15 protein-coding genes are annotated in these 13,765 nt (G+C 42.1%); 3 read left to right on the top strand and 12 right to left on the bottom strand.

Annotation, left to right across the window (positions count from 1 at the left end; all coding sequences use genetic code 11):
* Window positions 1–34: 34 nt before the first annotated feature.
* The 5 genes from QS795_RS07775 to znuA form a co-directional block, all read right to left on the bottom strand.
* Window positions 35–556 (bottom strand): fimbrial protein, encoded by a 522-nt coding sequence (locus QS795_RS07775; protein WP_286271917.1) that lies wholly within the window; start codon window positions 554–556, stop codon window positions 35–37.
* A 186-nt stretch (window positions 557–742) separates the two neighbouring features.
* Window positions 743–1,600: a LysR family transcriptional regulator gene (locus QS795_RS07770; protein WP_286271915.1), complete on the bottom strand. Its 858-nt coding sequence runs from the start codon at window positions 1,598–1,600 to the stop codon at window positions 743–745.
* 222 nt (window positions 1,601–1,822) lie between these two features.
* Window positions 1,823–2,797, bottom strand: a complete 975-nt coding sequence (lpxM, locus tag QS795_RS07765) for a lauroyl-Kdo(2)-lipid IV(A) myristoyltransferase (RefSeq protein ID WP_154603900.1) — start codon at window positions 2,795–2,797, stop codon at window positions 1,823–1,825.
* 117 nt (window positions 2,798–2,914) lie between these two features.
* The gene (gene mepM / locus QS795_RS07760; RefSeq protein ID WP_154603901.1) at window positions 2,915–4,240 is read right to left on the bottom strand and encodes a murein DD-endopeptidase MepM; all 1,326 of its coding nucleotides are present in this window, start codon (window positions 4,238–4,240) and stop codon (window positions 2,915–2,917) included.
* 29 nt (window positions 4,241–4,269) lie between these two features.
* Window positions 4,270–5,229, bottom strand: coding sequence for a zinc ABC transporter substrate-binding protein ZnuA (gene znuA, locus QS795_RS07755; protein ID WP_286271909.1), 960 nt, complete (start codon window positions 5,227–5,229; stop codon window positions 4,270–4,272).
* 72 nt (window positions 5,230–5,301) lie between these two features.
* Between znuA and znuC the strand changes: the two genes are divergently transcribed.
* Together znuC and znuB are read left to right on the top strand one after the other, a co-directional pair.
* Entirely contained in the window at window positions 5,302–6,069 is a 768-nt protein-coding gene (gene znuC / locus QS795_RS07750; protein WP_318627125.1) for a zinc ABC transporter ATP-binding protein ZnuC, read from the top strand.
* Window positions 6,062–6,847: a zinc ABC transporter permease subunit ZnuB gene (gene znuB / locus QS795_RS07745; protein WP_036948270.1), complete on the top strand. Its 786-nt coding sequence runs from the start codon at window positions 6,062–6,064 to the stop codon at window positions 6,845–6,847. The genes znuC and znuB overlap by 8 nt, the downstream gene beginning before the upstream one ends.
* A gap of 92 nt (window positions 6,848–6,939) precedes the next feature.
* Here the strand turns inward: znuB and QS795_RS07740 are convergent, their stop codons facing one another.
* From QS795_RS07740 to aspS, 7 genes are all read right to left on the bottom strand, one after another.
* Entirely contained in the window at window positions 6,940–7,299 is a 360-nt protein-coding gene (locus QS795_RS07740; protein ID WP_286271906.1) for a hypothetical protein, read from the bottom strand.
* Window positions 7,300–7,551: 252 nt separating this feature from the next.
* A complete protein-coding gene (ruvB, locus tag QS795_RS07735; protein WP_036948275.1) occupies window positions 7,552–8,562 on the bottom strand; it encodes a Holliday junction branch migration DNA helicase RuvB in 1,011 nt (336 codons plus the stop codon).
* A 16-nt stretch (window positions 8,563–8,578) separates the two neighbouring features.
* Complete coding sequence (ruvA, locus tag QS795_RS07730; RefSeq protein ID WP_006659946.1) at window positions 8,579–9,196, bottom strand: Holliday junction branch migration protein RuvA; 618 nt, start codon at window positions 9,194–9,196, stop codon at window positions 8,579–8,581.
* Between the two features lie 84 nt (window positions 9,197–9,280).
* Window positions 9,281–9,802: a crossover junction endodeoxyribonuclease RuvC gene (gene ruvC, locus QS795_RS07725; RefSeq protein WP_036948281.1), complete on the bottom strand. Its 522-nt coding sequence runs from the start codon at window positions 9,800–9,802 to the stop codon at window positions 9,281–9,283.
* A 225-nt stretch (window positions 9,803–10,027) separates the two neighbouring features.
* The gene (locus tag QS795_RS07720; RefSeq protein ID WP_154603904.1) at window positions 10,028–10,771 is read right to left on the bottom strand and encodes a YebC/PmpR family DNA-binding transcriptional regulator; all 744 of its coding nucleotides are present in this window, start codon (window positions 10,769–10,771) and stop codon (window positions 10,028–10,030) included.
* Between the two features lie 30 nt (window positions 10,772–10,801).
* Window positions 10,802–11,236 (bottom strand): dihydroneopterin triphosphate diphosphatase, encoded by a 435-nt coding sequence (gene nudB, locus QS795_RS07715; RefSeq protein WP_154603905.1) that lies wholly within the window; start codon window positions 11,234–11,236, stop codon window positions 10,802–10,804.
* The gene (gene aspS, locus QS795_RS07710; protein ID WP_154603906.1) at window positions 11,236–13,005 is read right to left on the bottom strand and encodes an aspartate--tRNA ligase; all 1,770 of its coding nucleotides are present in this window, start codon (window positions 13,003–13,005) and stop codon (window positions 11,236–11,238) included. The genes nudB and aspS overlap by 1 nt, the downstream gene beginning before the upstream one ends.
* A 352-nt stretch (window positions 13,006–13,357) precedes the next feature.
* Here aspS and QS795_RS07705 point away from each other — a divergent pair, with 352 nt between their 5' ends.
* On the top strand, window positions 13,358–13,696 hold the full coding sequence (locus QS795_RS07705; protein ID WP_036948292.1) for a DUF4377 domain-containing protein: 339 nt from the start codon (window positions 13,358–13,360) through the stop codon (window positions 13,694–13,696).
* Window positions 13,697–13,765: the final 69 nt, after the last annotated feature.

Genomic DNA, 13,765 nt, shown 5'->3' with positions numbered 1-13,765 from the left:
AAATAAATATGGGTGACAAACGTCACCCATCATATTATTGATATTGAATACTATAAACTGCACTACTATTCGCTTGCCCCGCCGTTGCGGCCCCCGTTGCTTTAAACGCTGCAACATACTCCAATTCTGCTGATTTTCCAGCTAAAGCAACCTCTTTGCTATCTTCGTATAATTTGATCTGAGAAGTTGCATTTTTTTCATACAGGGCGATACCCACGTTTTTTGATGTTCCAGCACCATGATGTAACGCCAGAATATCTTGGTCAACCGAATCTCGGTTTCCACCAAAATTAACGGTAACTTTGGTATCTTCAGGGCAATCCACGAGTTTAATTGTGAAATTCGTTAATCCAGCCATTTCTCCAGCGGAAGATAAACTTTTGGTGGAGACTCTACCAAGATCAACATTTAAGTTACGTGATTGACTATCTACGGTACAAGCTTGCTCCGTTATTTCTCCCGTAAAATTAATCACACCAGAGGCAAATACTGTTGGTGACATCGTGATAGCCAAAGTCAGTCCCAATAAAGTTAGGGATTTATTTAGAATATGCATAATATTTCCTATAAATAGAATGTATGTTTTTAAATTTATCTTTTAAAGACGAAGTGTAATCTATATTTTCTGTTCGCCAGAAATATAGCACCACCATTCAATTAAGTTAATGAATGGTTACATTGAATTTTTTAAATTTAAATCAAAAATACTTATATGCTTTACAGAATAAATTTAAAATCAAAATTAATTAGTTCGGAAATCATTGAATAGGTAATTTATTATTATTTCATTGATTATTGGGCTCTTGTTTTTATACATATAGAATTGATATTTTGAATTACCTATATCATTCTCAACTTCTTTTAGGATATTTCCCTCTATCAATTCATGAATGATATTTCTAGGGAACCAAGAGTAGCCAACTGAATTTCTAGCTAATTTAATTGCTGTTTCAGTATTTGCAACCTTAACAATTTGGTGACTCTGTATCTTATCTTGAAATGTAGAGGACAAAACAATGTGTGGTGTTTTTTCCAGTTTATGTCTAATTTTATCTTTCGTGCATCGCTGTAAATAATGATTTGGCTCTGTAACAAGAACTGCATCAACCTCTCCTAAAAAGATAGGGTTTAATGAACCAACATAATGATGAGATATCAATAAATCAAATTCTTTGGATGACAATATATCCTCCCGGTTAAGTAGTGTTTTAGTTAATTCGACATCATAATCTTTTCTACTTTTTATTAGGCTCCCAATTTTATTTAATAGGTCATCGCTGCTATATAATGCATCTATAAAAATTTTTATTTTATTATTTATTTTTTTATTTATTAACTTTGCGGCTATTTCTAATGCAATCGCTTTATTGGTTACTTCTCGTGATAATGTTAATAACGCTTCACCCTGTTCTGTTAATACGGCTCGTCGTTTTTCTACTACAAAGATTTCAATATCTAATATTTGTTCTAATTTACTAATGGTATAACTAATCGAAGATTGTGTTTTATGCAATACTTCGGCTGCTTGTGCGAACCCGCCATAATCGACTACAGCTTGTAAAGTTATCCACTGATCTAATGTTGTTTTTGTTTTATCCATAATTTTTCCAGCCCGTCATCTTCACTCGCTTTTATCTCGGGAAGAATATAACAATGCATTTAGAATATCACTCATCCTTTTTGGATTTTTAGCATTATTTTAAAGTCACCTTTAAAATTAAATTTATTCCACAATTATATATACTGATAAACATATAATCCCCTAAAAAACAAAAGCCACGGATAATTATTACCGTGGCTTTTTATGATTCTGAAAAGAAATCTAGCGATATAAATCCTTTCGCTGGTAAGGTTCTATCTCACCTTCCTTGCGTGTTTTCAAGAGCTTAAGGATCCACGTATATTGCTCTGGATTAGGCTCAACCAAAAACTCTAACTCTTCATTCATTCGACGTGCAATATAGTTATCATCTTGCCCATCAATATCATCCATTGGTTCACGAACATAAATATGTAATTGATGATTAACGTGATCGTACACCGGAAATAAAGGAACAATTTTCGCTTTACACACTTTCATCAATCGGCCAATCGCGGGTAAGGTCGCTTTGTATGTACCAAAGAAATCAACAAACTCACTGTGCTCTTCCCCATGATCTTGGTCTGGTAGATAAAAACCCCAGTAACCTTGCCTGACCGATGCAATAAAAGGTTTAATTCCTGCTTCACGAGAATGAAGTCGCCCACCAAAATGGTAACGTGCTTTGTTCCATAAATAATCTGCAACAGGGTTTTTCTGGTGATGGAACATAGCAGCCATATTCTGCCCCATCGCCGCTAATAGCATGGCAGGAGCATCTACGGCCCAGCCGTGAGGAACCATAAAAATCACATTGCTTTGCTGTTCCTGCAGTTGCTCAATAATCTGTTTGTTATGCCACTGCGTACGCGCTAATGTGCGCTCTGCGCCGCGCACACACAGTTCAGCTAACATGACAAAAGACTGTGGTGCGGTTTCAAACATCCGGTCAACCAACTCTTCTCTTTGTTGCTCTTCCATATTAGGAAAGCAATAGAGTAAGTTAATTTTTGCCCGACGACGGGCGCTTTTCGCTAATCGTCCAACCCATTTGCCTATTTTTGCCAGCATAGGATCACGCACTTTTACAGGGATATAAGCAAGCGCAACAAAGAGGCCTGCACCTAGCCAAACGCCCCAATATTTAGGTAATAAATAGGATTTATGAAACGTTGGCACATAGCCCTTTTTGCTGTCGGTATCTTGTTCTTTATTCATGTTATACCCAAGAAATCACGGCTATTTTGATAACCAAAAATGAATGTGTAAGAGCATTACAAAAAAAACTGGCAGACACAAGTATCTGCCAGTTATTGGATGAAGAAACTGAAATGGTTATTTCAATTTAAGCTGAGGTTTAGTCTCTTTAACCAGCTCTAAGTACTCTTTACGTTCTTTACCTGTTAAACCACCTGAGCTTGGTAATTTCGCAGTCAATGGGTTGACGGCTTGCTGGTTAACCCACATTTCGAAATGAAGATGAGGCCCTGTAGAACGTCCAGTATTACCTGATAATGCAATGCGATCACCACGCTTCACTTTTTGCCCTGGTTTCACCAGCAATTGACGTAAATGCATATAACGCGTGGTGTATTGGCGACCATGGCGAATAGCAATAAAGTTTCCTGCTGCACCGCTGTATTTCGCCACAATCACTTCGCCATCACCAACCGCTAATACCGGCGTACCCACTGGCATTGAGAAGTCGACCCCTTTATGTGGTGCAACTCGCCCCGTTACCGGGTTAACACGACGTGGATTGAAGTGCGATGAAACTCTGAACTGCTTAACCGTTGGAAAACGCAAGAAACCGCGTTCTAAACCATTACCTTCACTGTCATAATAACGACCATCTTCAGCACGGAAAGCGTAGTAATTTTTACCACCAGACTGTAAACGCACACCAACTAGTTGACTCTGTTCATGAGTCCCATTGAGCATCTCGCGGCCCATTAAAACGGTAAACTTATCGCCTTTTTTCAGCTTGTTAAAGTCCACCTGCCACTGTAATGCTTTGGTAACTTCACGGCCTTCTGTACGAGTCAAGCCCGCTTTCTTTGTGCTTTGAGCAAACGTTCCGTCGATAGAACCGGTCATCACGCTGTTTGTCCAATCGCCTTTACGGATCTCTTTCACTTCTTCAAATTTGTTGGTTGCCCCAACACGTTTGAAGATACGCGTTTCACGGCGAGAAACATCCCATGTTAAGGACTCTAATTCGCCGTCCGTATTCAATGTCCAGCTAAGGGTTTGACCGATTTTTAAATTACGTAATGATTTATGTTGGTTTGAAAGTGTCGCAACATCACCAGCTTCAATACCAAACTGGGTCAAAATAGACGATAAATTATCGCCACTTGAGACAACATATTCATGTGCGAGCGGTGTACCATCCGCATCTGATGCATCGGTGTCGCTGTCTGCAACGCCTTCATCGGGTAACTGTTCGCTACTATCTTGAATTAAATCATCACCTTCTGCCTCAATTGCAGATTGAGAAAAAGGAATGACGGTATCAGGAGAACTGTCACTTTCATACGTGGTGGGGATATGTACAGGCCGCCAAATCGCGACGGCCATGGTAGCGACGGTGAGCGTGCTCAACACAATTTTATGGGTCTTGGACAAGCCGTTAAATGCCTGCACAATACCACTTGCCATTTGCTGCACTTTAAACTATTCCTCTATGCTTAATTCAGGCAGCTTGCGTATTGTTCTGATAATTGAGTCAGAAACTTCATGTAGCTATCTGGTCCAATTGCCAGCCCACTACCGAGTGGGTCGAGAGTACCCATCTTGACTCCCGTATTTTTCGCTACGCTTTCAATAACCGCAGGTCTGAATTGTGGCTCAGCAAAAACGCATTGCGCTTTATGCTCAACCAGTTGTGTTCGTATTTGATGCAATTTTTGGGCACCGGGCTGAATCTCAGGGTTTATCGTAAAATGCCCTAATGGAGCGAGCTGATAGTGTTTTTCAAAGTAGCCATAAGCATCGTGAAAAACAAAATACCCTTTATTTTGAGCCGGCTTTAAAATACTAGCAATTTTCTTATTGTTTTGCGCCATGTTTTCTTTGAATTTACGAAGGTTTACGTCCAGCTTATCTTTCTGATCAGGATAAAGCTCTACTAAACGCGCGTAAATATCATCGGCTGCCAAATTTGCAATATCTGGAGACAACCAGATGTGCATATTATACTCACCATGGTGATGATGTTCGTGATCCGCATCATGATTAGGTTCATCGGCATGTTGATGGCTATCTTCCTCCTCGTGGTTTTCGGCCATTAATAAGTTATGAATATTTTTCTGCTCAGCCAATGCCAGACGTTTATTCTGGTCTAACACGTTGATTGGCTTATCTAAAAACATTTCTAATTCAGGTCCAACCCAAACAAATAAATCAGCCTGTTTTATCTTTTTTAAATCCGATGGTTTCAGTGCATAATCATGTGGCGAAGCACCATCTGGAAGTAAAACTTGTGTATCAGTGACACCATCAGCGATCCCCGCAGCAATGAAGGCTAAAGGTCGAATCGATGTAACGACATCAGCGTTGGCCATTGGTAACATTGATGCGGTTAAAACTGAGGCTAACGTAGCTTTGCAGATGAATTTACGGGTAATAAGTTTCGATTTGTGTATCATGAACATTTTCCGTGATCTTAAAATTGAAATGTTATAATATAACACAACTTGATTTCTGCAAGATGTTTTCATATGCAACCACTACTATCTTTAAATAAAATCTCAGTCTCATTTGGCGATAAACCCGTATTAAAGGATGTCACTTTTGCACTTAACAAAGGTGATATCGTGACGTTATTGGGGCCTAATGGTGCTGGTAAATCCACGATTGTTCGCGTGGTATTGGGGCTATTAGCGCCCACATCAGGCACTATCAAAAGAGCCTCGTCACTCTCTATTGGCTATGTTCCACAAAAACTGCATTTAGATACCACCCTACCTCTAACCGTGAAGCGGTTTATGATGTTAAAGCAAGGTGTCCGCACGGAACATTTATTACCCGCTCTCGAACGGGTTAAAGCCACGCATCTTATTGATCAGCCAATGCAGAAACTCTCGGGTGGTGAAACCCAGCGCGTTCTGCTTGCGCGTGCATTACTCAATAAACCTGATTTGTTGGTTCTCGATGAACCCGCTCAAGGCGTCGATATTAATGGTCAAGTTGCGTTGTATGACTTAATCAATCAATTGAGAACTGAACTCGGTTGCGCGGTTCTCATGGTCTCTCACGACCTGCATTTAGTGATGGCAAAAACGGACCAAGTTTTATGTATCAACGGGCATATTTGTTGCTCTGGTACCCCGGATGTTGTCTCTAACCACCCAGAATTTGTCGCTATGTTTGGCTATCGAGGCGCACAGCAACTAGGTGTTTACCGTCATCAACACAATCACCAACATGACTTAGAAGGTAATGTGATCTCATCCCACCAACATAGCAAGGATTGCCACCATGATTGAGTTACTGCTACCTGGGTGGATTGCAGGTATGTTACTCGCGATTGCTGCAGGCCCTTTAGGTTCCTTTGTGGTTTGGCGCCGTATGTCCTATTTTGGGGACACCCTCGCCCACGCATCTTTGCTAGGTGTTGCCTTCGGTTTGCTACTAAACATTAATCCCTTTTACGCCGTGATCGCAGTGACTTTATTATTGGCCCTGATCCTCGTGTGGCTGGAAAAACGTCCTCAACTCGCCGTGGATACGTTACTCGGCATTATGGCTCACAGCTCTCTCTCTTTAGGGCTGGTTGTTGTCAGCCTAATGGCAAATGTCCGCGTTGACCTAATGGCTTACTTATTTGGCGATTTGTTATCAGTAACATACGAAGATATTATAACGATTTTAATTGGCGTGGTTGTCGTTTGTGGGTTGCTTTTTTATCGATGGCGGGCGCTTTTATCGATGACAGTTAGCTCAGAGCTAGCTTTTGTGGATGGAATTAATCTCCAACGCTCTCGCTTATTGTTGATGATGGTCACAGCGTTAACTATCGGGATAGCAATGAAATTTGTTGGTGCGCTGATCATTACCTCTTTGCTGATCATTCCCGCTGCTACTGCTCGACGTTTTGCAAAAACACCAGAACAAATGGCGCTCACAGCCATTGGTATTGGCATGGTTTCCGTTACTGGCGGATTAACCCTATCAGCATTTTACGATACTCCTGCAGGCCCATCCGTTGTACTAACTTCTGCCATTTTATTTATTCTAAGTTTGTGCGTAAAAACGAAAAACTAGTTGTATAAAAAATGCCTGAATAAAACCGTATCTAGGTAAAAAAAATAGAAAACCCGCTTTATGCGGGTTCCAATAAAATTCAATAATACGTATTATTTAGCATTCTCTTTATCATTATTCGCGGGGGTTTCTACATCACCGACACTATCGTTTATGAATCCACCGACACAATCCATAAATTGATTAACTTTTAGTTTAAATCCTTCATCTGAATATTTTGGATCATTTAACTTATCTTTTGGAACATTCACGTTTAAGTCCCCATGAAATTTCTTGTTCAAGTCAATTTCACCCTCGATACTCACCCAATATGTTGATCCCTCAGGTAGATATCGAGAACAACTTTCAATGGTTTCCTTATTGGTAATAGCTTTGGTATTTTTTGTGCAACCAGAAACAACCGTCGCAAATAAGAGTACTGTGAGCGCAAATGTGTAAGAAGATTTATTCATGTGACCTATCCTAATATACGAAAAAACACCACATGGTAATAAAAATCATTATCATTGTCTGTGTTTTTAAAATTTACTATATATATTCTCAATACCATTCCGCTGAATAAGTAATGATAATTTCGCAATTTAGTGAAATATAGATACAAAAAAAACCCAGTAATTGTGGCTAAATTGCTGGGTTCATTTCATTTGAAATACGTATGATATTATTTAAATAATACGCATATATATCAATCAAACGTTTAAAAGCTAGACTTCTTTCGGCGTTAATCCAAAATGAGAATAAGCGTGGGCCGTTGCCATACGCCCTCTTGGCGTTCGCTGGATAAACCCTTGCTGAATAAGATAAGGTTCAAGCACATCTTCGATGGTCTCGCGTTCCTCGCCAATCGCAGCGGCAAGGTTATCAACACCCACCGGCCCCCCCATAAACTTATCGATGATGGCCACCAGCAGTTTACGGTCAAGATAGTCAAAGCCTGCCGCATCCACATTCAACATATCCAGCGCTTGGCTCGCAATCAACTCATCAATACTGCCATTGCCTTTCACTTGAGCAAAGTCACGCACACGACGTAATAAGCGGTTAGTGATCCGAGGCGTACCTCGAGAGCGCATCGCGACCTGCAATGCCCCTTCTTCGGTGATATCCAGTCCCATATACTGAGCACTACGCTTCACGATATGTTGCAAATCATCAACTTGGTAAAATTCTAAGCGCTGTACGATCCCAAAGCGGTCACGCAGTGGAGAAGTTAAGGAACCAGCCCGCGTAGTAGCGCCAATTAACGTGAATGGCGGTAAATCGATTTTAATGGAACGTGCCGCAGGGCCTTCACCAATCATAATATCCAATTGGTAATCTTCCATGGCAGGATACAAAATTTCTTCAACTACTGGCGAAAGGCGATGAATTTCATCAATAAACAGGACATCGTGAGGTTCAAGGTTAGTCAGCATGGCTGCCAAATCCCCTGCTTTTTCTAATACAGGCCCTGACGTTGTCCGCAAATTAACGCCAAGCTCATTGGCGACAATACCCGCTAATGTGGTTTTTCCTAACCCTGGAGGCCCAAAAATTAATAGATGATCAAGCGCATCACCCCGCATTTTGGCTGCCTGAATAAATATTTCCATTTGATGCTTAACTTGCGGCTGCCCAATATACTCATCCAGTAATTTAGGGCGGATCGCGCGATCAATGGCTTCTTCTTCAGAATGCAACACTTCAGCAGTAATTAGGCGATCAGCTTCAATCATCGTATTAATCTCTCAATTAAAGTGCTGCGCGTAAGGCATCACGGATCAGGGTTTCAGAATCGCTATCAGGTTTCGCGACTTTACTCACCATACGGCTAGCTTCTTGCGGTTTATATCCCAGCGCAATCAAGGCAGCAGCTGCTTCGGCTTCAATATCTGCTTGGCTTGGCCCTTGGCTCTTCACGCTTGGTAAATCAATATCGCTCACTGAGTTGAAAAGATCCCCATTCAAGCCTTTGAAGCGGTCTTTCATTTCGACCACTAAACGCTCGGCAGTTTTCTTGCCAATACCCGGTAGTTTCACCAGAGAGGAAATCGCTTCTTGCTCAATGGCAGACACAAATTGCTGAGCGGACATACCCGATAAAATCGCGAGTGCCAGTTTAGGGCCGACACCATTAACTTTAATCAGCTCTTTAAATAGTGCACGTTCTTGCTTGTCATTGAAGCCATACAGCAATTGCGCGTCTTCTCGCACTACAAAGTGGGTAAAAACTATGGCTTCTTGGCCAATTTCAGGTAATTCATAGAAACAGGTCATTGGCATATGAACTTCATAGCCAACACCTTGTAGCTCAAGTAACACAATGGGTGGTTGCTTTTCTAACACGATGCCACGTAAACGACCTATCACACTGAACCCCTTTAATTTGATTAGCGTCTTAAATTTTGACTCTGCAGTTTATACCACAAAAAATGCTGGATGCATATCCAGCTTTCATCTTAATCTTCCGCGGGTTAACACTAAACGCGGATCCCCCACTTTCAGTAGGTTTTGATTAAAATGACAATGCGTGATAGCAATTGCCAGCGCATCTGCGGCATCCGCTTGGGGGCTAGCCGATAATTTTAGGATAGATTTCACCATATGTTGAACTTGGCTTTTTTCTGCCGCGCCCGTTCCCACAACGGTTTGTTTGACTTGGCGAGCCGCATATTCAAAAACGGGAATATTTTGGTTTGCTGCCGCGACAATCGCCACACCACGTGCCTGCCCCAACTTTAGTGCTGAGTCCGCATTCTTCGCCATAAAGACTTGTTCAATGGATAAAACATCAGGTTGGTACTGGGTGATAATTTCCGAGACTCCCGCATAAATACGCTGCAGACGGCTTGGTAAATCATCAACTTGAGTGCGAATACACCCACTTCCGAGATAGAGTAATTGCCTACCTTGTTGGCGAATAACACCGTATCCTGTGATCCGTGAACCAGGGTCAATACCCAGAATAATCGCCATATAAAACCTATAGTTGCCCTTTATTAATTTTCATATCATCTTATCCCCATCTAATGACTGCCACAATGGCAACAAGGGAATATCACGGTTTCCACCGCAATTTCAGTGTAAATAGCATTCCTGCCATCATAAATATAGCAAATAAAAGAAAAGGTGAAGATCGGAGAGGCGTTAGAGAAAACAGGCTGGACACAGCCCGCTTTCTCTACGCAGATATCGTCTTAATTACAGTTGCTCAGCAACCTCATCAGAGATATCACCGTTATGATAAACTTCCTGTACGTCGTCTGAATCTTCTAACATGTCGATCAGGCGCATTAATTTTGGTGCTGTTTCAACATCAAGTTCTGCCGTAATCGATGGGATCATAGAAACTTCAGCGGCTTCGCTAGTGAAACCAGCAGCATCTAGTGCGTCTTTAACAGCACCAAACGTTTCAAAGGTGGTGTAAACATCTATTGCACCATCATCGTAAGTTTCAACGTCGTCAGCACCAGCTTCCAGTGCTGCTTCCATCAGTGCATCTTCGTCCACGCCCGGTGCGTAAGTGATCACGCCACGTTTGGTGAACAGGTAAGATACAGAACCATCAGTCCCTAAGTTACCGCCCGTTTTAGTAAACGCGTGGCGAACTTCGGATACGGTACGGTTACGGTTGTCACTTAAACATTCAACCATAACCGCTGTGCCGCCAGGACCGTAACCTTCATAAATGATGGTTTCCATATTATCGTTTTCATCATTACCCACACCACGCGCAATCGCACGGTTTAATGTGTCGCGGGTCATGTTGTTTGATAATGCTTTATCCACAGCAGCACGCAAACGTGGGTTAGTTGCGACATCGCCGCCGCCTAAACGCGCTGCAGTGACCAGCTCACGAATAATTTTAGTGAAAATCTTACCGCGTTTTGCGTCTTGCGCCGCTTTACGGTGTTTGGTGTTGGCCCATTTACTATGACCTGCCATGAAATATCTCCAAAAACGTCAATAAAATAATTAAACAGCAAATTCTAAAATAGCCTGGCTGTTGCTCCACGATTTTGTCAGTTCAGCCGCCTTTTGCGGTTCAAGCCAACAAAACTCAGTGTGTTCAGTCAGTAATGGCGTTTGTTCATCACTCAGAACCAATTTAAACCAATGTTCTTTACAGTGGGTTACATCCGGTGCGTAACGATGTCTGAAATGCGAGAAAATTTCAAAGATGATACTTTTCGACAAATCATGTAACTGACTTGGTTGCGGGTTAAACCCCGTCTCTTCTTTGATTTCGCGAAGCGCTGCATCCGCAGCACTGTTTTCATGAAGTTCCAAACTTCCGGTCACTGATTGCCAGAAGTCTGGATCATCTTTACGCCGCATCATAAGCACCCGCCCCGTGTTTTCAGCCACCATAATGACTAATACCGATTCTGGGCGCTTATAACTTTTCATTACTCTTCTTCTTTCGCCACAACTGCAATTGCTAACTCAGTCAGCGAATCTGGGTTTGCATAGCTTGGCGCATTGGTCATTAAACATGCCGCTGCAGTCGTTTTCGGGAAGGCAATAACATCACGGATGTTATCAGTTCCAGTTAACAGCATCACTAAGCGGTCTAAACCAAATGCCAAACCTGCATGTGGTGGCGTACCATATTTCAGTGCATCTAACAGGAAGCCGAACTTCTCACGCTGTTCTTCTTCATTGATACCTAAAATACCGAATACGGTTTGTTGCATTTCACTACGGTGAATACGGACAGAACCGCCACCCACTTCGTAACCATTGATAACCATATCGTAGGCATTCGCAACAGCATCTTCAGGGTTCTTCGCCAGATCTTCCGGTGTGAAATCTTTCGGTGAAGTAAATGGGTGGTGCATTGCGGTTAAGCCGCCTTCGCCATTTTCTTCAAACATTGGGAAATCGATAACCCACAGTGGCTGCCAGCTATTTAAGTTGGTCAATTCGAAGTCACGACCCACTTTCAGGCGTAATGCGCCCATGGAGTCAGTCACCACATTTTTCGCACCCGCACCAAACAGGATAATATCGCCATCGGCTGCGCCAGTACGTTCAATAATTTGTTCGATAATTTCTAAGCTTAGGAATTTCGCAACTGGGCTTTGAATGCCTTCTAAGCCTTTCGCGCGTTCGTTGATTTTCATCCACGCTAAGCCTTTCGCACCATAGATGCCCACAAAATTGCCGTATTCGTCAATTTGTTTACGGGTCATTGCTGCGCCGCCTGGCACTTTCAGGGCTGCAACACGACCTTTAGGATCATTTGCTGGGCCCGCAAATACTGCAAATTCAACATCTTTAACGATATCAGCAACATCAACCAGTTCCATTGGGTTACGCAGGTCTGGTTTATCTGAACCGTAACGACGCATCGCTTCTGCGAAGGTCATGATTGGGAAATCACCTAAATCAACACCTTTCACGTCAAGCCACAGGTTGCGGATCATACGCTCCATCACTTCGCGAACTTGTTCCGCGCTCATGAACGAGGTTTCCACATCGATTTGGGTAAATTCTGGTTGACGGTCAGCACGTAAATCTTCGTCACGGAAGCATTTTACGATTTGATAATAACGGTCAAAACCAGACATCATCAGCAGCTGTTTGAATAGCTGAGGGGATTGTGGCAATGCGTAGAATTTGCCTTTATGAACACGGCTTGGTACTAAGTAGTCACGCGCCCCTTCTGGCGTCGCTTTAGTTAGCATTGGCGTTTCAACGTCCATAAAGCCTTCTTTGTCCATAAAGTTACGAACAAAGCTGGTGATTTTCGCGCGAGTACGCAGACGGTCTGACATCTCCGGACGGCGTAAATCTAAATAGCGGTATTTTAAACGACGCTCTTCCGTGTTGGTTTGATTGCTGTCTAACGGCAGAGGTTCAGATTTGTTAAAGACTTCCAGACCTTCAGCAAAGATTTCAATTTCACCCGTTGCCATATCTTTGTTTTTCTGGCTATCTGGACGCGCACGTACCGTACCTGTGATTTGGATGCAGAACTCGTTACGCAGTTCTGACGCTTTCTCAAATATGTCTTTACGCTCTGGATCGAAGAAAACTTGAACGATACCTTCACGATCACGCATATCGATAAAAATCAAACCACCTAAGTCACGACGGCGGTTTACCCATCCACAAAGAGTGACCTTCTGGCCTTCATGAGCGATATTTAATTGCCCACAATAATTAGTACGCATACTCTATCCTTTTACTCAGCTTGTTGTGCTTTTGCTTGCTGCGGGAATTTGGCATTTAGCTGAAAATTCAGAATGTCAAAAAAGGCAGACATTATATAGGAAATTCTGTTAGACAAACAGTTTGCTATACAGCTTAACTGCGAAATTGATACAAAAAAACCATCTCCAATCAATAAAAATGGTTCTTATCTATCAAAACGATCGTAACTAATCTAAGAAAAGTTGCTCATCTAATTGATGATTAAAATCTGATTGTTTGTTAGATCATAATTTTTTTGGGAATAATTACCCGTTTCATTTTGCTATAATTACTCATATTCAGACACTTTTGCCTGAAACTAGAGGAACCTTTATGAAAAAAATTCTACTCGCATCATCCCTTCTTGTTCTGCTTGCAGGATGCCAAAACGGAAATAATACCAATACGATGAAGCCCACCAACAGCAACAATAAAATCTTTTATATCGACTCCTCTCTGGCTGACTGTGTCGGCGTTGCACCGATGAAATGCATGAAAGTTAAAGAAAAGCCAACTGATGATTGGCAATATTTTTACTCATCCATTCAAGGATTCAGCTATGAACCGGGCTATAACTACGTGCTAGAGGTGCAACAGTTTGATGTGCCTAACCCACCCGCTGATGCCCCAAGCATCCGTTATGAGTTAGTCAAAGTTATCGAGAAAAAATAATGTCGGTGCAGGTGTAAAATCACCTGCTCTTTTCTGTGAGTCACGACAAACGACAACGCGTTAAGGCTA

Source organism: Providencia zhijiangensis (assembly GCF_030315915.2).
Lineage (GTDB): Bacteria > Pseudomonadota > Gammaproteobacteria > Enterobacterales > Enterobacteriaceae > Providencia > Providencia zhijiangensis.
This window is presented reverse-complemented; position numbering and strand designations above follow the sequence as displayed.

What these genes read in the sequence shown, in the direction of transcription:
- QS795_RS07775 (WP_286271917.1), bottom strand. Translation starts at nt 556, where the DNA reads ATGCATATTCTAAATAAATCCCTAACTTTATTGGGACTGACTTTGGCT.
- QS795_RS07770 (WP_286271915.1), bottom strand. Translation starts at nt 1,600, where the DNA reads ATGGATAAAACAAAAACAACATTAGATCAGTGGATAACTTTACAAGCT.
- lpxM (WP_154603900.1), bottom strand. Translation starts at nt 2,797, where the DNA reads ATGAATAAAGAACAAGATACCGACAGCAAAAAGGGCTATGTGCCAACG.
- mepM (WP_154603901.1), bottom strand. Translation starts at nt 4,240, where the DNA reads ATGGCAAGTGGTATTGTGCAGGCATTTAACGGCTTGTCCAAGACCCAT.
- znuA (WP_286271909.1), bottom strand. Translation starts at nt 5,229, where the DNA reads ATGATACACAAATCGAAACTTATTACCCGTAAATTCATCTGCAAAGCT.
- znuC (WP_318627125.1), top strand. Translation starts at nt 5,302, where the DNA reads ATGCAACCACTACTATCTTTAAATAAAATCTCAGTCTCATTTGGCGAT.
- znuB (WP_036948270.1), top strand. Translation starts at nt 6,062, where the DNA reads ATGATTGAGTTACTGCTACCTGGGTGGATTGCAGGTATGTTACTCGCG.
- QS795_RS07740 (WP_286271906.1), bottom strand. Translation starts at nt 7,299, where the DNA reads ATGAATAAATCTTCTTACACATTTGCGCTCACAGTACTCTTATTTGCG.
- ruvB (WP_036948275.1), bottom strand. Translation starts at nt 8,562, where the DNA reads ATGATTGAAGCTGATCGCCTAATTACTGCTGAAGTGTTGCATTCTGAA.
- ruvC (WP_036948281.1), bottom strand. Translation starts at nt 9,802, where the DNA reads ATGGCGATTATTCTGGGTATTGACCCTGGTTCACGGATCACAGGATAC.
- QS795_RS07720 (WP_154603904.1), bottom strand. Translation starts at nt 10,771, where the DNA reads ATGGCAGGTCATAGTAAATGGGCCAACACCAAACACCGTAAAGCGGCG.
- nudB (WP_154603905.1), bottom strand. Translation starts at nt 11,236, where the DNA reads ATGAAAAGTTATAAGCGCCCAGAATCGGTATTAGTCATTATGGTGGCT.
- aspS (WP_154603906.1), bottom strand. Translation starts at nt 13,005, where the DNA reads ATGCGTACTAATTATTGTGGGCAATTAAATATCGCTCATGAAGGCCAG.
- QS795_RS07705 (WP_036948292.1), top strand. Translation starts at nt 13,358, where the DNA reads ATGAAAAAAATTCTACTCGCATCATCCCTTCTTGTTCTGCTTGCAGGA.